Annotated in this window: 20 protein-coding genes; 8 read left to right on the top strand and 12 right to left on the bottom strand. The window is 41.7% G+C overall.

What is annotated here, in order from left to right:
- Positions 1-445: 445 nt before the first annotated feature.
- The 4 genes from FJR73_RS03325 to FJR73_RS03310 all read right to left on the bottom strand — a co-directional run bounded on the left by FJR73_RS03325 (position 446) and on the right by FJR73_RS03310 (position 4501).
- On the bottom strand, positions 446-2410 hold the full coding sequence (locus FJR73_RS03325; RefSeq protein ID WP_140833312.1) for a peptide ABC transporter substrate-binding protein: 1965 nt from the start codon (positions 2408-2410) through the stop codon (positions 446-448).
- Positions 2411-2548: 138 nt separating this feature from the next.
- The gene (rpmH, locus tag FJR73_RS03320; protein WP_000831905.1) at positions 2549-2683 is read right to left on the bottom strand and encodes a 50S ribosomal protein L34; all 135 of its coding nucleotides are present in this window, start codon (positions 2681-2683) and stop codon (positions 2549-2551) included.
- Between the two features lie 154 nt (positions 2684-2837).
- Positions 2838-4052, bottom strand: a complete 1215-nt coding sequence (locus FJR73_RS03315) for a pyridoxal phosphate-dependent aminotransferase (RefSeq protein ID WP_000666459.1) — start codon at positions 4050-4052, stop codon at positions 2838-2840.
- 155 nt (positions 4053-4207) lie between these two features.
- Positions 4208-4501 carry a hypothetical protein gene (locus tag FJR73_RS03310; protein WP_181146594.1) on the bottom strand — a complete coding sequence of 98 codons (294 nt, stop codon included), beginning with the start codon at positions 4499-4501 and terminating at the stop codon, positions 4208-4210.
- Between the two features lie 161 nt (positions 4502-4662).
- On the opposite strand from FJR73_RS03310, the gene FJR73_RS03305 reads away from it, so the two are divergent.
- The gene (locus FJR73_RS03305) at positions 4663-5115 is read left to right on the top strand and encodes a universal stress protein (protein WP_024058091.1); all 453 of its coding nucleotides are present in this window, start codon (positions 4663-4665) and stop codon (positions 5113-5115) included.
- 228 nt (positions 5116-5343) lie between these two features.
- Here the strand turns inward: FJR73_RS03305 and FJR73_RS03295 are convergent, their stop codons facing one another.
- The gene (locus tag FJR73_RS03295) at positions 5344-6735 is read right to left on the bottom strand and encodes a Cof-type HAD-IIB family hydrolase (protein WP_140833310.1); all 1392 of its coding nucleotides are present in this window, start codon (positions 6733-6735) and stop codon (positions 5344-5346) included.
- A 65-nt stretch (positions 6736-6800) separates the two neighbouring features.
- Between FJR73_RS03295 and FJR73_RS03290 the strand changes: the two genes are divergently transcribed.
- Positions 6801-7763 (top strand): asparaginase, encoded by a 963-nt coding sequence (locus FJR73_RS03290; RefSeq protein WP_140833308.1) that lies wholly within the window; start codon positions 6801-6803, stop codon positions 7761-7763.
- A 52-nt stretch (positions 7764-7815) separates the two neighbouring features.
- Here FJR73_RS03290 and ccpA read toward each other — a convergent pair whose 3' ends face one another.
- Positions 7816-8826 carry a catabolite control protein A gene (ccpA, locus tag FJR73_RS03285; protein ID WP_001090628.1) on the bottom strand — a complete coding sequence of 337 codons (1011 nt, stop codon included), beginning with the start codon at positions 8824-8826 and terminating at the stop codon, positions 7816-7818.
- Between the two features lie 237 nt (positions 8827-9063).
- Between ccpA and FJR73_RS03280 the strand changes: the two genes are divergently transcribed.
- Both FJR73_RS03280 and FJR73_RS10135 read left to right on the top strand, forming a co-directional pair.
- The gene (locus FJR73_RS03280; RefSeq protein ID WP_000886035.1) at positions 9064-9381 is read left to right on the top strand and encodes a DUF960 domain-containing protein; all 318 of its coding nucleotides are present in this window, start codon (positions 9064-9066) and stop codon (positions 9379-9381) included.
- 6 nt (positions 9382-9387) lie between these two features.
- Positions 9388-9570, top strand: a complete 183-nt coding sequence (locus FJR73_RS10135; protein ID WP_181146593.1) for a hypothetical protein — start codon at positions 9388-9390, stop codon at positions 9568-9570.
- Between the two features lie 8 nt (positions 9571-9578).
- Here the strand turns inward: FJR73_RS10135 and folK are convergent, their stop codons facing one another.
- From folK to FJR73_RS03245, 6 genes are all read right to left on the bottom strand, one after another.
- Positions 9579-10391 carry a 2-amino-4-hydroxy-6-hydroxymethyldihydropteridine diphosphokinase gene (gene folK / locus FJR73_RS03270; RefSeq protein ID WP_140833306.1) on the bottom strand — a complete coding sequence of 271 codons (813 nt, stop codon included), beginning with the start codon at positions 10389-10391 and terminating at the stop codon, positions 9579-9581.
- Positions 10392-10433: 42 nt separating this feature from the next.
- Positions 10434-10988, bottom strand: coding sequence for a GTP cyclohydrolase I FolE (gene folE / locus FJR73_RS03265; protein ID WP_000380916.1), 555 nt, complete (start codon positions 10986-10988; stop codon positions 10434-10436).
- The gene (locus FJR73_RS03260) at positions 10969-12291 is read right to left on the bottom strand and encodes a folylpolyglutamate synthase/dihydrofolate synthase family protein (RefSeq protein ID WP_140833304.1); all 1323 of its coding nucleotides are present in this window, start codon (positions 12289-12291) and stop codon (positions 10969-10971) included. The genes folE and FJR73_RS03260 overlap by 20 nt, the downstream gene beginning before the upstream one ends.
- Position 12292: 1 nt before the next feature.
- Complete coding sequence (gene folP / locus FJR73_RS03255) at positions 12293-13267, bottom strand: dihydropteroate synthase (protein WP_181146592.1); 975 nt, start codon at positions 13265-13267, stop codon at positions 12293-12295.
- An 89-nt stretch (positions 13268-13356) separates the two neighbouring features.
- Entirely contained in the window at positions 13357-14064 is a 708-nt protein-coding gene (locus FJR73_RS03250; protein ID WP_181146591.1) for a CPBP family intramembrane glutamic endopeptidase, read from the bottom strand.
- A 57-nt stretch (positions 14065-14121) separates the two neighbouring features.
- Positions 14122-15540: an NCS2 family permease gene (locus FJR73_RS03245; RefSeq protein WP_140833300.1), complete on the bottom strand. Its 1419-nt coding sequence runs from the start codon at positions 15538-15540 to the stop codon at positions 14122-14124.
- A 189-nt stretch (positions 15541-15729) separates the two neighbouring features.
- Between FJR73_RS03245 and FJR73_RS03240 the strand changes: the two genes are divergently transcribed.
- The 4 genes from FJR73_RS03240 (at position 15730) to FJR73_RS03225 (ending at position 19897) form a co-directional block, all read left to right on the top strand.
- Positions 15730-16542 carry a Cof-type HAD-IIB family hydrolase gene (locus tag FJR73_RS03240; RefSeq protein ID WP_140833298.1) on the top strand — a complete coding sequence of 271 codons (813 nt, stop codon included), beginning with the start codon at positions 15730-15732 and terminating at the stop codon, positions 16540-16542.
- Positions 16543-16763: 221 nt separating this feature from the next.
- The gene (gene adhP, locus FJR73_RS03235) at positions 16764-17783 is read left to right on the top strand and encodes an alcohol dehydrogenase AdhP (RefSeq protein ID WP_140833296.1); all 1020 of its coding nucleotides are present in this window, start codon (positions 16764-16766) and stop codon (positions 17781-17783) included.
- Between the two features lie 234 nt (positions 17784-18017).
- The gene (locus tag FJR73_RS03230; protein WP_140833294.1) at positions 18018-19007 is read left to right on the top strand and encodes a PTS sugar transporter subunit IIB; all 990 of its coding nucleotides are present in this window, start codon (positions 18018-18020) and stop codon (positions 19005-19007) included.
- A 77-nt stretch (positions 19008-19084) separates the two neighbouring features.
- Complete coding sequence (locus FJR73_RS03225; protein ID WP_001280331.1) at positions 19085-19897, top strand: PTS mannose/fructose/sorbose transporter subunit IIC; 813 nt, start codon at positions 19085-19087, stop codon at positions 19895-19897.
- The last annotated feature ends 14 nt before the right edge of the window (positions 19898-19911 follow it).

The following is a 19911-nucleotide window of genomic DNA, read 5'->3' as shown; positions in this document are numbered from 1 at the left end:
CTCCGATACTGGGCATCTTGTCAAGCGGCGCTCTGTCCTCCATCGCCTATGGGCCTTAGCAAGTAGTCCTAATATCCCAGTTTATCTCTAATAAACCTTGGCAGAATATCCTGCACAATCAGATGAGTCTCAAACTCAAATACGTTCGTCGTTGGCACCAAGACGTCGTTGTCGCTAGCTACTCCTATCACTTAAAAGAATAAAGAAAAGGCCCTACCAGAACCAATAAGCATCTGGTAAGGCCTTTTTCTGAAACAAGTCACTATGCTTATACTCAATGAAAATCAAAGAGCAAACTAGAAGCTAGCCACAGGCTGCTCAAAGCACTGCTTTGAGGTTGTAGATGAAACTGACGAAGTCAGTAACCATATATACGGTAAGGCAACGCTGACGTGGTTTGAAGAGATTTTCGAAGAGTATTAACTGAAAAGCATGACTAGGAATATCATTGAATGTGATTTGCTAAATCTTCCTGAGCTTTTTTATTTGACTCAGCTTTTTCTTTTAGCCATTTTTCATAGAGTTCTTGGTACTGTTTAGCAGTTACTGGCTCTTTTTGCAATTCAACATATTTATAGTTGTCTGCATTTCCCTTATGACCAACGAATGAGAATGGACCTGTAAACGGTACAGTCTTACGGAAAATTGGGTTGGCTCCGCCACTTTGAACTGGTAGGAAGAGGGCACTATCTGTCAACCAAGCTTGGGCTTCAGCGTATTTTTCATAACGAGCTTGAGTATCTGTGATTTCAGCATCAGCCTGATCCAAGAGTTTCTTGTAGTCAGAAAGACCAATCTTGTCCTTAATTTCCTTGTCTTTTCCTTCAGTCAAGCCCATGTTTTTCAACTGAGAACCTGTCTCTGGATCAAGGATGGCTAGGTAAGTCTTCGGATCTGAGTAGTCTCCACCCCATCCTGAGATGTCGATATCGTAATCTTTTTGTTCTGCTGTATCTGCAAAGTAGGTTGCCTGATCTTTTTCATCTGGAGAAAGTTGGATAACATCGATGACAACATTATCCTTACCAAGAGTGGCTTCTACTGTTTGCTTGAGAGAGCCAGCCTGTTGCACATCTAGCTTAGCAGTCTGGTCAACTGGCATATCCAAATGAATTGGGAAGGTTACTCCCTGAGCTTGAAGACTTTCTTTAGCCTTAGCAAATTTCTCTTTGGCCTTGTCAGGGTTCAAGAAGGCTTGCTTACCATCGTTTAGGTTGATATTTGCCCAATCTTTACCGTAGTTGACAATTTTTTCATTGACAATATCACCGAAGTTCTTATCGCCAACTTGGACAAAGTTACTTGGTGTAATCGTGTTACGTAAGATACGGTCTGCTCCATCTTCACCATTTGTCTGTGCTGCATAAGCATGACGGTCAAAGGCAAAGTTGATAGCCTGACGGAAATCCTTATTTTGCATAGCTGCGCGTGAATCTGTCTTTTCCTTATCAGACTGTTTCATAGTCTGCTTGTAGCTTTGACGATTCACATTGAAAAGATAATAGAAAGTAACTGAATTTTGCGGTGTATAGGTAATCTTGTCCTCATTTCCCTTCTTAAGCTCAGAAAAGACTGAACTTGTTGGGAAGATACGGCCATCAGTATAGTTACCATCCAAGAAACCTCTTGCAATGCTGTCTTGGTCAGAACCGTCAAAGAAAGAAAGTTTCACTTTCTCGATTTTAACATTGTCCTTATCCCAGTAATTAGGGTTTTTATCAAGTTCAATCAAAGATTTTGATGTGAATGATTTAAATAAGTAAGGACCATTTGACAAGATACTTGATGGTGTCACACTTCCAAAGTCATCTCCCTTAGACTTCAAGAAAGCTTCGTTTACCGGACTAAGAATACTTGCTGTTGTTTTAGAGTTCCAATAAGTCTCAGGCTGGTTGAGAGTGTATTGTAGCGTGTAATCATCCACCGCCTTAACACCAACAGTTCCAAAATCAGATGATTGCCCTTCAACATAGTCTGCTAACCCTTTAATAGAGTCTTGTACCAAGTACAAGTTTTCAGCCTTTTTATCCGCCGCATACTTAAGACCAGTCACAAAATCATGAGCTGTTACATCCGCATACTCTTCTCCTTCAGAAGTGTACCATTTGGCCCCCTGACGGATCTTATAAGTGTAGGTCAAACCATCTTTTGATACAGTCCATGACTCAGCCATAGACGGGATGAGATTGCCGTACTGGTCATTTTCCAACAAACCATCAATCAAGTTGGTTGTGATACTAGATGTAGAATCTCGTGTAGAGGTAATATAATCCAAGGTATCTGGGTTATTAACAAAGATATAAGAGTAAGTCTTGTCTGTATTACTTGATTGGGAAGACCCACATGCCGCTAGAGCTAGACCTGCTGTCAAAGCCATAGCTCCAAAAAGCATAACTTTTGATTTCTTCATGATTATTCTCCATTTTTTACAGTATGTGAAATATTATACACCATTTGAGCAAAAATATAAAGTATTTTGAGCTTTTTTTACAAAAATAAAAATCAGTAGACTCGAGTTCCTACTGATTTTTGATATGGTTCGTTTGGATTATGCAGCCAAAACTTTGCGTCCTTTACGACGACGAGCTGCCAATACGCGACGACCGTTTTTAGTTGACATACGGTTACGGAATCCGTGTTTGCGCGCACGACGAAGTTTACTTGGTTGATAAGTACGTTTCACGATGAATACCTCCTCATAGATTTTGTATTCGTTTAGCCGGCTATAAAGTGATCAGTTACTAAACATACTTTACTATTCTATCTGATTCTTTTACTTTTGTCAATAGCTCTAGGCAAATGTTTCCAGCTTTTTAACGCTTTTTCTGATGTAAGCCCTATCTACGATACTGTTTCAAGAAACGAGTCATCTTTTCTTGGATTTGGGCTAACTCATCAACACGAGGAAGGTAAACGATGCGGAAGTGGTCTGGTTCCTTCCAGTTAAAGCCTCGACCATGAACCAAGAGAACCTTTTCCTGCTTCAAGAAATCAAGGACAAACTGCTCATCATCATCAATACGGTACATATTTCGGTCGATTTTAGGGAAGATATAGAGTCCGGCCTTGGGTTTAACAGCAGACAAACCTGGGATTTCTTGAATGGCATTGTAGATGAAGTTTCTTTGCTCATATATTCGTCCACCTGGAAGAAGCAATTCATCGACTGATTGGTGGCCACCCAAGGAAGTTTGTACGACTTGTTGGGCCAAAACGTTAGAGCAAAGGCGCATATTGGACAACATATTGAGCCCTTCGATATAGCCTTTAACGTGTGTCTTAGGACCAGACAAGACCATCCAACCCACACGAAAACCAGCGATACGGTGCGATTTTGACAGACCATTCATGCTGACACAGAAGACATCTGGTGCCAAGCTCGCCACAGGCGTATGCACATGCCCATCCATGACCATGCGGTCATAGATTTCATCCGCAAAGATAATCAAATCATTTTGACGGGCAATCTCAATAATCTCCAACAAGAGTTCCTTAGGATAAAGGGCTCCAGTTGGATTATTTGGATTGATAAGGACGATTGCCTTGGTATTGGAAGTGATTTTTGACTTGATATCGTCAATATCTGGGTACCATTCGGCAGCTTCATCACAGATATAGTGAACGGCATTTCCTCCAGCTAGACTTACAGCCGCTGTCCAGAGAGGATAGTCTGGCATTGGGACTAAGACCTCGTCTCCATTGTCCAACAGTCCCTGCATGGACATGACAATCAGTTCACTGACACCATTTCCAAGGTAAATATCATCAATATCTACGTTTGGGAATTTCTTCAATTGGCAATACTGCATGATGGCCTTACGGGCTGAGAAAATCCCTTTGGAGTCAGAATATCCTTCACTATCACGCGCATTCATAATCAAGTCATGAATGACCTCGTCTGGCGCTGTAAAACCAAATTCTGCTGGATTTCCTGTATTCAGACGTAAAATCTTTTCTCCATTTGCTCGCATTCGCATGGCTTCTTCCAAAACAGGACCACGGATATCATAAGCAACATGCTCTAACTTACTAGACTTGTTATATTCTTTCATCTTGTTTCCTCAATTCATCGAGATAGTAACATTATACCACTAGAAAGAGAATGCGACAAGTTTACTGAAATGTGTTACTAAAATCCTACAGAAGAAAAACCTCACTAAAAGTGAGGCCAAGACAGGGGAGATAGCAGGTATTTGCGAAAGACACATCACATACCAAAAGATAAACCTAGAAAAAGCAAGCCTAAAAAGGAGTCATAAAGAAGATTGAACATGAGGAAAAGTCCCCATATCATCAAGTAATCCCAACGCCCACTTCTTTTAGCGACTAGGAATAAGATTAGATGGTAGAGTACATGAAAGACTAAAAAGCCGATAAAACCTGGATAAAGAAGCGGTACCAGTCTCTCTAATTGCCAGACCATGATAACTTCTACCAAGACTGAAACTAGGATAATTCCATAATAAAGGAAATTTGATGTTTGAAAAGAGCTTTTCATCATTATCCCTCCCTTCACTTGTTTCCTGCTATCCTTTCTTTTATTTTATCATATATTTATATAGATTTTAAGCGCTAATATTCTTTTGAAAAATACTTTTTTTGCTTTACTTCTATAGTGAAAAGGTTTACAATTATAGTAAGAAAATTTCAGGAGGTTTCATTATGGCACAACGTTACCAAAATATCATGGTCGCAATCGATGGTTCTAAAGAAGCGGACTTGGCTTTTGTCAAGGGAGTTCATTCTGCTCTACGAAACGACGCTAAACTGACCATCGCACATGTCATTGACACACGCGCACTCCAAAGCGTATCCACCTTTGATGCTGAAGTTTACGAAGAACTCCAAGTCGACGCTGAAAGTCTGATGAAAGAGTACGAAAAACGTGCAAGAGATGCTGGTGTGGCAGATGTTCATATCGTCATTGAAATGGGAAATCCAAAAACCCTCTTGGCACGTACTATTCCGGATGCTGAGGAAGTGGATCTCATCCTCGTTGGCGCAACTGGTCTCAACGCCTTTGAACGCCTCTTGGTCGGCTCTTCATCTGAATACATTCTCCGCCATGCTAAGGTCGATTTGCTGGTTGTGAGAGAACAAGAAAAAACATTATAATCACGAAGAAAAGGAGCCAAAAGCTCCTTTTTGTTTACTATTTATACTCTTCGAAAATCAAATTCAAACCACGTCAACATCGCCTTGCCGTATATATGTTACTGACTTCGTCAGTTTCATCTGCAACCTCAAAACAGTGTTTTGAGCTGACTTCGTCAGTTCTATCTACAACCTCAAAGCAGTGCTTTGAGCAGCCTGCGGCTAGTTTCCTAGTTTGCTATTTGATTTTCATTGAGTATTATTTCTCTCTTTATGGCGTTCGTAAGCCTTGAGCTGGCGCTGCAGTTCCTTTTTAATAGCAAGTTCTGGAGCATATTTTTCTTCCCAATCATCTGGCTTTAAGATTTTATGGGTTACTGGATCAAAATGAGCCTTGCCATCTGGAAAAATTTTCCCCATATTGGCCTGATGGACGATATCAAAAATACGTTCTGGGTCAACCCCCATCAAAACAAAACTACCGTAGGTGAAATAAAGCGTGTCAATCAAGGCATCCACCTGACCTATCAAATCTTGCTGGGCAGGCGTCTTCTTAGCTACTTTATCTGCTGCCTTATCAAGAGCTTGATGAAGTTGTGATAGAGCTTGACCAAAATCCTCTTCAGAAGGACTAGCAGCTCGAACAAACTCCACCAATTCTTCTATTTTAAAGCCAGCCCTGTGGGTAGCACCTTCTAAATCCCAAGCTCGAGGTTCTTCTTGAGTTCGTTCATCCATCATGTGGTGAAAGGTCTTGACCTTATTGAAATGATAGTCACGGCTGACAAAGACTTTTTCTGATGCCAGAACACCAAAATGTTCCAAGGCCTTGTGGATTCCGTCTTGCTGATTACTGGTTGTGATGTGCTTGGCAACTTCCTTGACACTGCTACTACCATTTCCCATAGCGACCGACATACCGACACCAGCCAGCATTTCCAGGTCGTTATCCGAGTCACCAAAGGCCATGACTTGGTTGAGATCAAAACCATATTCTTTCCCAACTCGTCGAATGCCTTCCAATTTAGAGTTTCCTTGATTGATGACATCCGCAGCAAAAGGATTGCTACGTGTCAATTTCAAGTCTTCAAAATCAGCTGCCGCCTTCTCAGATTCTTCTGGCGTCATCAGCATCAAAACTTGGTAGATAGGCTGATTCATCAGATGAAGCAGGTCTTCTTCCTTTTGGGGAACAACCTTGCTGACCATACGATTAAAGGAATGACTCACCGTCCGAGTTAAGACAGAGGGAACGAAGCGACTGATTCGTTGAGAAAAAGAACCCAGACCAAAGGACATGATTTTAGAACCCAACATGGCATCCTTGGTCCCTAGGGCAATCTCCTTGCCCTCTTTTTTAGCATAAGTAATTAGATGACGCAAATGTAACTTGGAAATTGGGCTCGTGAACAAGACTCTTTCTTTATTAAAGATATACTGGCCATTGTAGGTTACCGCAAAGTCCAAATCCAAATCGTCCATCAATTCCTTAACAAAAAAAGGTCCTCGACCTGTCGCTACTCCGACAAGCACCCCTTGTTCTTTGACAATTTTAATCGCGTCCTTAGTGGATTTCAAAACACTCTTACGATCGTTGACCAAGGTTCCATCGATATCAAAAAAAACAGCTTTGACTTCCATCCTATCCCAATCTCCCCTTTTGTGATACAATGATTATACCACATTTCAGAAAGAGTGAGTAAATCATGCCTAAGAAAATCCTTGTTTTACATACGGGTGGAACTATTTCCATGCAGGCCGATGCTTCTGGCGCTGTTGTGACGAGTTCGGATAATCCCATGAACCATGTGTCCAACCCACTTGAAGGAATCCAAGTCCACGCCTTAGACTTTTTTAACCTGCCAAGCCCCCATATCAAACCCAAGCATATGCTGGCTCTCTACCAGAAAATTAAAGAGGAAGCTGCTAACTACGATGGAGTGGTGATCACACACGGAACCGATACTCTAGAGGAAACAGCCTATTTCCTTGATACCATGGAAGTTCCCCATATGCCTATCGTTCTAACAGGTGCCATGCGCAGCTCCAACGAACTCGGCAGCGACGGTGTTTATAATTATCTGAGCGCTTTACGAGTAGCTAGCGATGACAGAGCCGCTGACAAAGGGGTTTTGGTCGTTATGAACGATGAAATCCATGCTGCCAAGTATGTTACCAAAACACATACGACCAATGTCAGTACCTTCCAGACCCCAACACATGGCCCCCTCGGTCTGATTATGAAACAGGAAATCCTCTACTTCAAAACAGCTGAACCTCGTGTTCGCTTTGACCTTGATCACATACAAGGCTTGGTCCCTATCATCTCGGCTTATGCTGGTATGACAGATGAGCTGATTGATATGCTGGATTTGAAACAATTGAACGGTTTGATTATCCAAGCCTTCGGAGCTGGTAATATTCCCAAAGAAACGGCTCAAAAATTAGAAAGCCTTCTGCAGAGAGGAATCCCAGTCGCCCTAGTTTCACGATGCTTTAACGGTATAGCGGAACCTGTTTATGCCTACCAAGGTGGAGGCGTGCAGTTGCAAAAAGCAGGTGTCTTTTTTGTTAAAGAACTTAACGCCCAAAAAGCTCGCTTGAAACTCCTCATCGCCCTCAATGCTGGACTAACAGGACAGAATTTGAAAGACTATATGGAAGGATAAGTCTCTTCTCCAGAAAGCAAAATCAGGAAATCTTCACGATTCCCTGATTTTTCTATTTACGTTTTCGTGTTGAACGACGTTCTGTCAAACCATGAGGTAAGAGAACTTCACGTTCTTCCAACTCTTCCTTGTGCATAATCTTAGTCAACATACGCATGCTAATAGCACCAAGGTCATAAAGAGGTTGGGCGATAGTTGTCAAGTTTGGACGGGTAAAGCGAGAGACTTGTGAATCGTCACTAGTAATGATTTCAAACTCTTCTGGTACTGACACACCCTTATCAGCAAGGCCGTTCAAAACACCTGCTGCCAACTCATCACCTGTTACAACTGCTGCAGTTGCATTTGATGAAATCAAGCGTTCTGCCAAGGCATAACCGTCTTCATAAGTGTATTTAGATTCAAATACCAATCCTTCGCTATAAGAAATACCTGCTTTTTTCAAGGCTTCCTTGTAGCCAACCAAACGAACCTTACCATTGATGTCATCCACTAGTGGACCGCTAACGAAAGCAATGCGCTCATTTTCTTTAGCAAGATAGGTCACTGCATCAATCGTAGCTTGTTTGTAATCAATATTAACACTTGGAAGTTGATGTTCTACATCCACTGTCCCTGCAAGAACAACTGGTGTTCGAGAACGAGAAAACTCTGAACGAATTTTTTCAGTCAAGTGATACCCCATAAAGATGATACCATCCACTTGCTTAGAAAACAGTGTATTGACAACCGAAACTTCCTTGTCATCATCCTCATCACTATTGGCAAGGACAATGTTGTACTTGTACATTTCAGCGATATCATCAATCCCTTTAGCAAGCGTTGAGAAATAGCCATTGGTAATATTCGGAATCACGACACCAACAGTGGTTGTCTTTTTACTTGCAAGACCACGCGCCACTGCATTTGGACGATAATCCAAACGGTCAATCACCTCAAGCACTTTTTTTCTAGTATTCTCTTTTACATTCTTATTGCCATTGACTACACGGCTAACTGTCGCCATTGAAACTCCTGCTTCACGGGCGACATCATAAATCGTTACTGTATCGTCTGTATTCATTCCATTTCCTTTCTATATCATACCTCACGAGACTCCAAAAAAGAGACGGTATGAAAATTTCGTTTTCATGATTCTACTTATTCCATTTTATCACTATTTGTAAACACTTTCAAGCATTTTTTGAAGATTGTTTGAAAAAAATTTCATAGAAAACTATGTTTATGAAGAAAAAATCACCTTTTCTTGATTTTTAATCCTATTTGCTGTATGATAAGGAAAAAGAAAGGAGGCAAAGATATGGCTTTTACCAATACCCACATGCGGTCGGCTAGTTTTGGCATTGTTACCAGCTTGCCTGATGATGTCATTGACTCTTTTTGGTATATTATTGACCACTTCTTAAAAAATGTCTTTGAATTGGAAGAAGAACTCGAGTTTCAATTGCTCAATAACCAAGGAAAAATCACCTTCCACTTTTCAAGTCAACACCTCCCTACAGCCATTGATTTTGACTTTAACCATCCTTTCGACCCTCTTTATCCGCCCAGAGTACTGGTTTTAGATATGGACGGTAGAGAAACTATCCTCCTCCCAGAAGAAAATGACCTATTTTAATACTTAATGAAAATCAAAGAGCAAACTAGGAAGCTAGCCGCAGGTTGCTCAAAACACTGTTTTGAGGTTGCAGATAGAACTGACGAAGTCAGTAACCATACCTACAGCAAGGCGACGCTGACGTGGTTTGAAGAGATTTTCGAAGAGTATAAAAACTCTAGCCTTCAGTTGCAAGCGACTGAAAACTAGAGTTTTTTCTATTTTTTCAAAGCATTATACAAGTTACGGATAGGTTGCTTTAATGTAGGATGAATAAAATGAGGTGCAATTTCTTGAAGAGATTCAAGGACAAAAAGGCGTTCCGCTATATAAGGATGAGGCAAAATAAGGTCATCTGTATAAAGGACCTGATCCTCCACAAAAAGCAAATCCAAATCAATTAAACGAGGCCCCCAATGTACTTCTCTCACCCGTCCCATCTCTGACTCAATGGCTAACAAGGTCTCTAATAGAACTGGGGCCGGCAACCAGGTTTCAACCTCAACCACTTGATTAACAAAGCTATCTTGATCCACACCACCCCAAGGCTCCGTCGTTAAGACACTAGACTCTTTAAGAATATGGATACGACGAGCTCGCATGTTCTCAATGGCTTGCTTCAAGTTTGCTTGTTTATCTCCCATATTGCTTCCTAGGGCAATAAAGGCTCGTTTCTTGCGGCGATGAATTGTTACGGAGCAAGTATCTAGTGGCAAATGAACTGGCGCCCAAGGTTTTTTCAGTTCCAGCTTCATTTCTTGGACAAGAGGATAAGCCTCAAAAGTACGTTCTAGCAGTTTATAGGCTACCGTTTCAATCAAATCCTCAGTGGTTTCCTGAAACCAAGTCGTCCACTGCTGACACAGTTCCCCATAATGGACAGAGGCCGTTAAATCCAAGTCTGTAGCCGCCTTGGTCATATCATAGGATAGGATTGCTGAAACGACAAACTTCTGCCCCAATTCCTTTTCACTAGGAAAAAGACCATGATAGGCAAAAATTTCCAAATCTTTAATCTGCAGTTGATCCATAATGATTCCTTTCTAGAAAAATCCGCTTGAAGCGGACTCTTTTTATAGTCCCATTAGACGATAAGCCTGATCTCGGAGGTCCTTATCTGTTTCAAATAGACCACGAGCTACTGTCGTCAACGTTGCTGTACCTGGTTTTCTGACACCACGCATACTCATACACATATGCTCCGCCTCAATGACAACAAAGGCTCCTTTAGCACCTAGATAGTCCATCAAGGCATCGGCCACTTCGATATTCAACCGTTCTTGAATTTGCGGCTTTTTAGAATAAACTTCAACCGTACGGGCTAGCTTAGACAAACCTGCCACACGGCCATCTGGAATGTAGGCAATATGCGCTCTCCCATAAAATGGCAAGAAGTGGTGCTCACACATGGTATGGAAAAAAATATCCTTTTCTACCACCATGTTATCGTCGATAATCTCAAAGGATTTTGACAAATGTTCCTCCGCTGTTTGACCAAGACCTGAAAAAATCTCTTGGTACATACGAGCTACACGAGCAGGTGTTTCCTGCAAGCCCTCGCGGTTAGCGTCCTCTCCTACAGCCTCGATAATCATTTTTACAGCTGCTTCAATCTTTTGTGTATCCATTTTTATTCTTCCTCTCCATCAGATAGGCTCTCACTTGGCTCAAAAAATACAAGGAACCCGTGACAATCCTAACTGTTTTTTTCTCTTCTTTTTTATCTGTCAATTTCTGCTCTAGAAAATCCTGCCAACTTTGGTAGTTGAGATTTCTAGATTTGCTTGCCTCTTTCAGCACGCTTTCATCAGTCGCCCGACTATCTTCAAAATGTGTTAGAGTAAGCTCGGTATCTGGGATTTCCTCCAGCAAGTCCAACATATCCTCCAAGGCCTTGGTTTTGATACAAGTAAAGAGGATTTCCTTACGATAATCCGCAAAGCGTTCTTGCAAGGTTGCCAATAAAGTCTTGATAGCATGGGGATTATGGGCCCCATCCAAAATCATCAAGGGGTCTCTAGACACGATTTCCAAACGCCCCGGCCAACTTGTTTCTTCCAAGGCCTGAGCAAGCAAGTCATTACTTGCTAGTTCTCGACCATCCTCTTGACAAAATGTATCAAGTAGAGCTATGGCCATCCCAGCATTCTCTATCTGGTGCAAACCAAGCAAACCTGTTTGGAGACAACCTTGTCTGAGAGAACTAGTATAATTAAAGACTTCCCCTGTCACCACACTTTCTTGATGACCAACCTGATAATCTACCCCGTAGGCAAGTCTCGGCGCAGCTTTCCCTTCCGCAATGCGGTCAATCACAGCCAAGGCTTCTGGAGCGATACGACCTGTCACCAAGGGAACTCTTCGTTTTATAATACCAGCTTTCTGCTCTGCTATAGCTTCCAATGTATCCCCAAGTAGGGCTACATGGTCCAGTCCAATGGTCGTGATACCTGTTAAAATGGGCTGGCAAACATTAGTACTATCCAAAAGTCCACCCATACCCACTTCCATGATGGCCACATCTACTTGCTCGGAGGCAAAGTAGTCATAGGCTATGGCTGTGATAATCTCAAACTCGGTTGTTCCCTGCAAATTGGCAGTCGCTTCCCCCTCCAGCAAAGACTGATAGTCTACCATGAGAGCTTCTAGTCTCGCTTCTGGGATAGATTCCCCATTGATGCTAATCTGGTCTGTGTAATGAATGAGATAGGGCGAGCTGAACACCCCAACTCTCAGCCCTAGCTTTTCTAGCATATTTTTCAAAAAAGCAATGGTCGAACCCTTGCCATTGGTCCCTCCGATATGGATAACCTTGAGTTTGAGATGGGGATTGCCACGCAAAGCTAATAGTTCCACCATGCGTTCCAAGCCAAAATGCGGTTGGTTCGTCCGGTAGTTGGCAATCCACTGATTGTTTTCAATTTCTTTCATCTTATTTATATTGTTTTAAATCTAGATTTTCCGCTTCATCAGCAAGACGAATGGCGGAGGCAATTTCAACTGCCATCCTGTGACTAGCTACGTCATGCACGCGCACCACTTCTACACCCTGTCTTGCAGCGATACTAGTTACATGAGCCGAAGCCGTATCTCGATTGCGGAAACCGAGCTCTGTCTCGGGATTGACCTCAAAACCACTTTCTTCAAGGATATTGATGACAAATCGCTTGCGCGACACTCCAAGAAAGATTGGATAGCCCTTCTGATGTAGTTTATCCAGGTCCCGTAAAAGAAGCAAATTTTCTTTCTTGGTCAGACCAAAGCCGATTCCCGGATCCAACAGGATATTTTCTTGTGCAATCCTAGCTTGATTGGCTCTCGCTAGTGCTCGTTCAAAGAAATTCTCCAGCAACTCTTCGATTGTCATTTTTTCAAAGTCAGCTAACTCTTCCTCTGTAAAAGCTTGATTAAATCCAAAATGAGGAAATATGAGCGAGCTAGGATGCTGAGGTCGAGCCATAACTGGATTAAACATGATGACCACTTTCGCTCCAGCCTTAGCTACAACATGGGCCATTTTTTCATCACCCATGAGACCAGTGATATCATTGACTAGATTGGCACCAGCAGCCAAAGCAGCTTCTGCTACCTGACTCTTCCAAGTATCAATAGAGATGAGGACATCACTTTCCTTGCGAATAGCTTTGATCACTGGAACAACACGCTGGATTTCCTCTTCTATCTCAACATAGCTACTTCCCGGCCGAGTCGATTCTCCGCCGATATCGAGCATACTAGCCCCTTCTGCTATCAATTTACGAGCCTGCTGGAGTGCCTGCTCAAGAGCAAAAAATTGACCACCGTCCGAAAAGGAGTCTGGGGTTACATTAATAATTCCGCAAATAGATGTCTTTGAATGATTGGCTTTACTTGACATATTGGTCACTCCCTCAAGGCTTTTCATCATATTATTTCTCTATTTTACCATAAAAAGAAAAAGATGGACACGATTGCATTCATCTTTTTCCCAATAGAAACAAGCAATTGTCAAAAATCTTAAATAGAAATCCCTAATGTCCGACTCATGATCACCACAAGAGCCAACAAACAGAAAGCAACCCCATTAACAATCATGTGAAGCAAGATAGACATTTCCAAACGTTGGGTCTTGTAAGCCGTCCAAGATAGAACGATTGACATACCTCCATAAATCAATAAAGAAGGTAAATTACTTGGTTGATGCAATAAAGCAAACACAATCGTACCAACCACAAATCCCAAGTTCTCCTTGCCTCGGAAAATCTTTTTAGGAACAATCCCACGGCACAAGATTTCCTCACAAATCGGGGCAAGCAAGGCCAGCAAGAAGAAGCTAGAAATCAGAGAACTATTCTGAACCATATCGTTAATCTGAGACTGGTTAGCTGTTGTCGTCTCATTTGACAGTTGCAACAAGATAGAACCAAGTATATTTGAACAGATAATGACTAAATAACTTAATCCCAATCGTGCTAGATCCTTAGCTCTAAAAAAAGAAAAATTAAAACTTGCTAACTGCGTTTTACGAGCTCCAAAAATAAATAGTGCCAACACTACAATCGAAATACCAGCAACTATCAGTCCTGACTGTAACAGTGGTACTGCATTTAAAGTTAAAATAGCAGTAACCCCTAAAGGAATCTGATATAAAATTGTCGCTAGCAAGAAGACCAAAAGCCATCCTGCACGATTCAACAATTCTTTCCACATACTTTTCTCTTCCATCATTCATCTCCTAGACTTTGTATTAAAAAAAGGGGGAAATCCCCCTGGGTAATTCTATTATAGGGCCATGCTGATATAGTTAAGGATAAACAAGGCATCCAAAATCCAAATCATTACATGAACATCTTTAGCTTGACCTTTAACAATTTTAGTCAAAGTGTAAGTCAAGAAACCAACTGCAATCCCTTGAGTGATAGAGTAGCTGAATCCCATAAAGATAGATGTGAAGAAAGCAGGAACCGCTTCAGACATATCATCCCAATGAATATTTTTCAAGCTACCAAGCATCATAATCCCAACAATAATCAAGATTGGAGCTGTGGCAGATGAAGGTACGATAGCGAGAAGTGGGCTAAAGAAACTTGAAATCGCGAAACAGATAGCTACAACCAAGGCTGTCAAACCAGTACGTCCACCTGCACCGATACCAGCTGCAGATTCAACATAAGTCGTTACGTTTGAAGTACCTGCGATGGCACCAATTGAAGTACCAATCAAGTCTGAATAAAGAGCCTTGTCTAACTTATCTGATTGGTGATTTTCACCGTTTGTCGCTACGATACCAACTTTTTCACCTGTACCAATCAAGGTACCAATTGTGTCAAAAATATCTGTCAATGAGAAGGCAAGAATAGCCATAAGGGTTTCAGGCAAGCGAGCTGTATCTGAAATCAAAGCTCCCATCCCTTCTGAACCAAGAGCTGCACCAAAGACTGTCTTCAAATCTTCAAAAGCTGCACCAACATGGTTATTAGCAAAATCAATACTAGACAAATCAACCAAACCAACCGCAATAGCAAGAACAGTTGTTGTCAAGATAGAGAGAATAATTCCCCCTTTAATCCCTTTGATAACAAAGAAGATGGTAATGGCAAGTCCTGCAAGTGCCACCAAAACAGCTGGATTATTAAAGTCAACCAATCCTGGAACTGCTGAAGAGTTCGCTGCAATCGTTGCTTGGGCTTTGTCAGCCCCTTCTCCTACAACAGTATAGTTGCCTGGATCAATCGTAAATTTCAAAAGTCCAGCATTCTTAATCCCTACATAGGCAAGAAAGACACCGATACCCGCTGAAATAGCTGAACGAAGGGCATTGGGAATCGATTCAATGATCATTTTACGAACATTTGTCAAGGTAATAATCAATGAAATAATCCCACAGATGAAGACCATAGCCAAGGCTTCTTGCCAAGAATAACCAAGTCCAAATACGACTGTAAAAGTAAAGAAAGCATTCAGCCCCATACCTGGAGCTTGGGCATATGGCAAGTTAGCGTAGAAAGCCATCATCAAGGTACCAGCAACGGCACCGATAATCGTCGCTAGGAAGACACCCTGAGCAGGCATCCCTGTTTGCGAAAGCATTTGTGGGTTTACAAAGAGAATATAGCTCATTGCAAAGAAAGTTGTTAAACCAGCGAGAACCTCTGTACGAACGTCTGTACCGTTCTCTTTTAGTTTAAATAATTTGTCCATCATCAATCTCCTTTTAATTTTTACGAACAATAATAGAATTATATCATTTATCATTCACTTTTTCAATATCTTTGTTTGATTTATTTAAGAATTTGATGCAATTCCATTTTTCGTTTGGAATCTGCTTTTCTGCCTGCTTTTTGTTATAATAGAAGACATCTTATCTGGAAAGACACTAGAAAGGTTTATATGACGAAGAAAATTATTGCAGTTGACCTGGATGGAACCCTGCTCAACTCAGACAGTCAGATTTCTGACTTTACCAAAGAAACAATTAAAAAAGTTGCTGAAAAAGGGCATCAGGTTATTATTACGACAGGTCGCCCTTACCGCATGTCAAAAGATTTCTACCGTGAACTAGGCTTAGACACTCCTATGATTAATTTCAACGGCTCCCTCACTCATTTACCAGACCAAGTTTGGAACTTTGAAAAGTGTTTGACTGTAGACAAAAAATATCTTTTAGATATGGTTCAACGTTCAGAAGACATTCAAGCCGATTTTATCGCTGGAGAATATCGTAAAAAATTCTACATTACAAATCCCAATGAAGAAATTGCCAATCCCAAACTATTTGGTGTAGAAGCTTTCCAGCCTGAAAATCAATTCCAGCCTGAATTGGTGACCAAGGACCCTAATTGTATTCTGTTGCAGACCAGAGCCAGTGACAAATATGCCTTGGCAAAAGAAATGAACGCCTTCTACCAGTATCAACTTTCTATTAATACCTGGGGTGGACCTCTCAATATCCTTGAATGTACCCCAAAAGGTGTCAATAAGGCTTTTGCTTTGGACTACTTGCTCAAGGTAATGAACCGTGATAAAAAGGATTTGATTGCCTTTGGAGATGAACACAATGATACCGAAATGCTAGCTTTTGCTGGGAAGGGCTATGCCATGAAAAATGCCAATCCAGACCTACTCCCTTATGCGGATGAGCAAATCGCCCTGACCAATGACCAAGATGGAGTCGCCAAAACCCTGCAAGATTTATTCTTATAGTCCATTCTGACCAGCTTGCGAACTGGTCTTTGTGCTCTTTTCACAGTCTCATCAACCAGTTAATCGATTGTTCTATTTTCACCTCCAAAACCTTGGAAAAGGCTTTCTTTTGTGATATAATTCACATATAAATACAAGAGAGCTCGTCACACTCGACTCTGTTGAAAAAATCAATCCAGTCCCGTTGTCCCTGTTCTCGGCCAATATCAAGGAGGATAGCTATGAAAGCTGTTGTTGTAAATCCAGAAAGCACTGGTGTTGCTATTGAAGAAAAAGTACTCCGTCCACTTGAAACTGGGGAAGCACTTGTAGAAATTGAATACTGTGGTGTTTGCCACACTGACCTCCATGTTGCCCATGGTGACTTCGGTCAGGTGCCGGGGCGTGTCCTAGGACATGAAGGTGTTGGTATCGTTAAAGAAATTGCGCCAGATGTTAAAAGTCTTAAAGTTGGTGACCGCGTCAGCGTTGCTTGGTTCTTTGAAGGATGTGGTACTTGTGAATACTGTACAACTGGTCGCGAAACCCTTTGCCGTACAGTAAAAAATGCTGGTTACTCAGTAGACGGTGGTATGGCTGAACAGTGTATTGTAACTGCAGACTATGCTGTCAAAGTTCCTGACGGACTTGATCCAGCCCAAGCTTCTTCTATCACATGTGCTGGTGTAACAACCTATAAAGCTATTAAAGAAGCAAAAGTTGAACCAGGCCAATGGGTTGTTCTATATGGTGCTGGTGGACTTGGTAATCTCGCTGTTCAATATGCTAAAAAAGTTTTCAACGCTCATGTTGTCGCAGTTGATATCAACAATGATAAACTTACCCTTGCAAAAGAAGTGGGTGCGGACATTGTTATTAACGGCCTCGAAGTTGAAGATGTACCAGGCCTAATCAAAGAAAAAACAGATGGAGGAGCCCACTCAGCTGTTGTAACTGCTGTATCTAAAGTTGCCTTCAATCAGGCTGTTGACTCAGTTCGTGCTGGTGGTCGTGTCGTCGCTGTCGGTCTTCCTTCTGAAATGATGGAACTCAGCATTGTTAAAACTGTTCTAGATGGAATCCAAGTTATCGGTTCTCTTGTTGGAACTCGTAAAGACTTGGAGGAAGCCTTCCAATTCGGTGCAGAAGGTTTGGTAGCCCCAGTTGTCCAAAAACGTCCAGTAGAAGACGCTGTAGCAATTTTCGACGAAATGGAAAAAGGTCAAATCCAAGGACGTATGGTACTCGACTTCACCCACTAATTTAATAAAAATCTTTTTTAAAAGTTGGAATGCGCTTCCAACTTTTTTATATTAAATTTTTAAATAAGGATTCAAAAAACTCCTCCAAAACTTAATATATCAACACTTTTAAAGAAAGCCTTTTTATTTTTTGATGCTAAATAGTTGATTTTTATATGAAAACGGTTTATACTTATCTAGTCTTAAAGTTTTCTTAAATGAAAACTGAAAAAACAAAAAGGAGGAATGACAATAATGAGTATCGGAATCATTATTGCGAGCCACGGCGAATTTGCTGCGGGTATTCATCAGTCAGGATCTATGATCTTTGGTGAACAAGAAAAGGTTCAAGTTGTAACCTTTATGCCAAATGAAGGTCCTGATGATCTATACGCTAAGCTTAATAACGCTGTTGCTGCATTTGACGCAGAAGATGAGGTTCTAGTTTTGGCTGACCTTTGGAGTGGATCTCCATTCAACCAAGCTAGCCGCGTGATGGGAGAAAATCCTGATCGTAAGTTTGCCATCATCACAGGACTAAACTTACCGATGTTAATTCAAGCCTATACAGAGCGCCTCATGGACGCAACTGCAGGTGTAGAAAAAGTCGCTGCGAATATTATTAAAGAAGCCAAAGATGGCATCAAAGCTCTTCCAGAAGAGTTAAATCCAGTTGAAGAAGTTGCAAGTGCTGCAGCTGCTCCAGTTGCCCAAGCTGCTATCCCAGAAGGAACTGTTATCGGTGACGGTAAACTGAAAATCAATCTTGCCCGTCTAGACACTCGTCTGCTTCACGGTCAGGTTGCAACTGCTTGGACTCCAGATTCAAAAGCAGACCGTATCATCGTTGCTTCAGATAACGTTGCCAACGACGACCTTCGTAAAGAATTAATTAAACAAGCAGCTCCTAACGGAGTAAGAGCCAATGTTGTACCAATCCAAAAATTGATTGAGGTTTCAAAAGATCCACGTTTTGGAGAAACACATGCCCTTATCTTGTTTGAAACACCTCAAGATGCCCTTCGTGCAATTGAAGGGGGCGTGCCAATCAAGACTCTTAACGTAGGTTCTATGGCTCACTCAACAGGTAAAACAATGATTAACAACGTTTTGTCTATGGATAAAGACGACGTTGCAACATTTGAAAAAATGCGTGACCTCGGTGTTGAATTTGACGTACGTAAAGTACCAAACGACACTAAAAAAGATTTGTTTGACTTAATCAGTAAAGCTAACGTTCAATAATTTAAATCAAACTCTATCGAAACATTCGAAGAAAGATTTTACACTTTAATATAATTTAATAGAAAAGGAATAAAACCATGTCAGATATTTCAATTATTTCTGCTGTCTTGGTTGTAGTTGTTGCCTTCCTTGCAGGTCTTGAAGGTATCCTCGACCAATTCCAATTCCATCAACCAATCGTCGCATGTACCCTTATCGGTCTTGTAACAGGTAACCTCGAAGCAGGGGTTATGCTTGGTGGATCACTTCAAATGATCGCCCTTGGTTGGGCAAACATCGGAGCTGCCGTAGCTCCTGATGCTGCTCTTGCATCTGTTGCTGCAGCAATCATCTTGATTAAAGGTGGCAACTTTACTACTGAAGGTATCGCCGTTGCAACAGCAACAGCTATCCCTCTTGCCGTAGCTGGACTTTTCTTGACTATGATTGTTCGTACAATCTCAGTTGGTTTGGTTCACACTGCAGATGCTGCTGCTAAAGAAGGAAATATTGCGGCTGTTGAGCGTGCTCACTTTATCGCACTTCTTCTTCAAGGTCTTCGTATTGCTATCCCTGCTGCCTTCCTTATCGCTATCCCTGCTTCTGCCGTTCAAGATGCTCTTAAATTGATGCCAGACTGGTTGAACGGTGGTATGGCTGTCGGTGGTGCTATGGTCGTTGCCGTTGGTTACGCTATGGTTATCAACATGATGGCAACTCGTGAAGTATGGCCATTCTTCGCAATCGGTTTTGCTTTTGCTGCCATTTCTCAACTGACTTTGATTGCCCTTGGTGTAGTCGGTGTTGCCCTTGCCTTCATCTACCTTAACCTTTCAAAACAAGGTGGTAACGGTGGCGGAGGAGCTGCAACTTCTAACGACCCAATCGGTGATATCCTAGAAGACTACTAGAAAGGGGAACAATC

It is taken from the genome of Streptococcus sp. D2 (assembly GCF_006385825.1).
In the GTDB taxonomy this organism is placed as follows: Bacteria; Bacillota; Bacilli; order Lactobacillales; family Streptococcaceae; genus Streptococcus; species Streptococcus shenyangsis.
The sequence above is the reverse complement of the archived record's forward strand: the minus strand, read 5'-3'. Positions and strand labels throughout refer to the sequence as shown.

Excerpts from the sequence above, each read along its gene's own strand:
- FJR73_RS03325 (WP_140833312.1), bottom strand. The coding sequence starts at position 2,410 with ATGAAGAAATCAAAAGTTATGCTTTTTGGAGCTATGGCTTTGACAGCA.
- FJR73_RS03315 (WP_000666459.1), bottom strand. The coding sequence starts at position 4,052 with ATGAAAGAATATAACAAGTCTAGTAAGTTAGAGCATGTTGCTTATGAT.
- FJR73_RS03310 (WP_181146594.1), bottom strand. The coding sequence starts at position 4,501 with ATGATGAAAAGCTCTTTTCAAACATCAAATTTCCTTTATTATGGAATT.
- FJR73_RS03305 (WP_024058091.1), top strand. The coding sequence starts at position 4,663 with ATGGCACAACGTTACCAAAATATCATGGTCGCAATCGATGGTTCTAAA.
- FJR73_RS03295 (WP_140833310.1), bottom strand. The coding sequence starts at position 6,735 with ATGGAAGTCAAAGCTGTTTTTTTTGATATCGATGGAACCTTGGTCAAC.
- FJR73_RS03290 (WP_140833308.1), top strand. The coding sequence starts at position 6,801 with ATGCCTAAGAAAATCCTTGTTTTACATACGGGTGGAACTATTTCCATG.
- ccpA (WP_001090628.1), bottom strand. The coding sequence starts at position 8,826 with ATGAATACAGACGATACAGTAACGATTTATGATGTCGCCCGTGAAGCA.
- FJR73_RS03280 (WP_000886035.1), top strand. The coding sequence starts at position 9,064 with ATGGCTTTTACCAATACCCACATGCGGTCGGCTAGTTTTGGCATTGTT.
- FJR73_RS10135 (WP_181146593.1), top strand. The coding sequence starts at position 9,388 with ATGAAAATCAAAGAGCAAACTAGGAAGCTAGCCGCAGGTTGCTCAAAA.
- folK (WP_140833306.1), bottom strand. The coding sequence starts at position 10,391 with ATGGATCAACTGCAGATTAAAGATTTGGAAATTTTTGCCTATCATGGT.
- folE (WP_000380916.1), bottom strand. The coding sequence starts at position 10,988 with ATGGATACACAAAAGATTGAAGCAGCTGTAAAAATGATTATCGAGGCT.
- FJR73_RS03260 (WP_140833304.1), bottom strand. The coding sequence starts at position 12,291 with ATGAAAGAAATTGAAAACAATCAGTGGATTGCCAACTACCGGACGAAC.
- folP (WP_181146592.1), bottom strand. The coding sequence starts at position 13,267 with ATGATGAAAAGCCTTGAGGGAGTGACCAATATGTCAAGTAAAGCCAAT.
- FJR73_RS03250 (WP_181146591.1), bottom strand. The coding sequence starts at position 14,064 with ATGGAAGAGAAAAGTATGTGGAAAGAATTGTTGAATCGTGCAGGATGG.
- FJR73_RS03245 (WP_140833300.1), bottom strand. The coding sequence starts at position 15,540 with ATGGACAAATTATTTAAACTAAAAGAGAACGGTACAGACGTTCGTACA.
- FJR73_RS03240 (WP_140833298.1), top strand. The coding sequence starts at position 15,730 with ATGACGAAGAAAATTATTGCAGTTGACCTGGATGGAACCCTGCTCAAC.
- adhP (WP_140833296.1), top strand. The coding sequence starts at position 16,764 with ATGAAAGCTGTTGTTGTAAATCCAGAAAGCACTGGTGTTGCTATTGAA.
- FJR73_RS03230 (WP_140833294.1), top strand. The coding sequence starts at position 18,018 with ATGAGTATCGGAATCATTATTGCGAGCCACGGCGAATTTGCTGCGGGT.
- FJR73_RS03225 (WP_001280331.1), top strand. The coding sequence starts at position 19,085 with ATGTCAGATATTTCAATTATTTCTGCTGTCTTGGTTGTAGTTGTTGCC.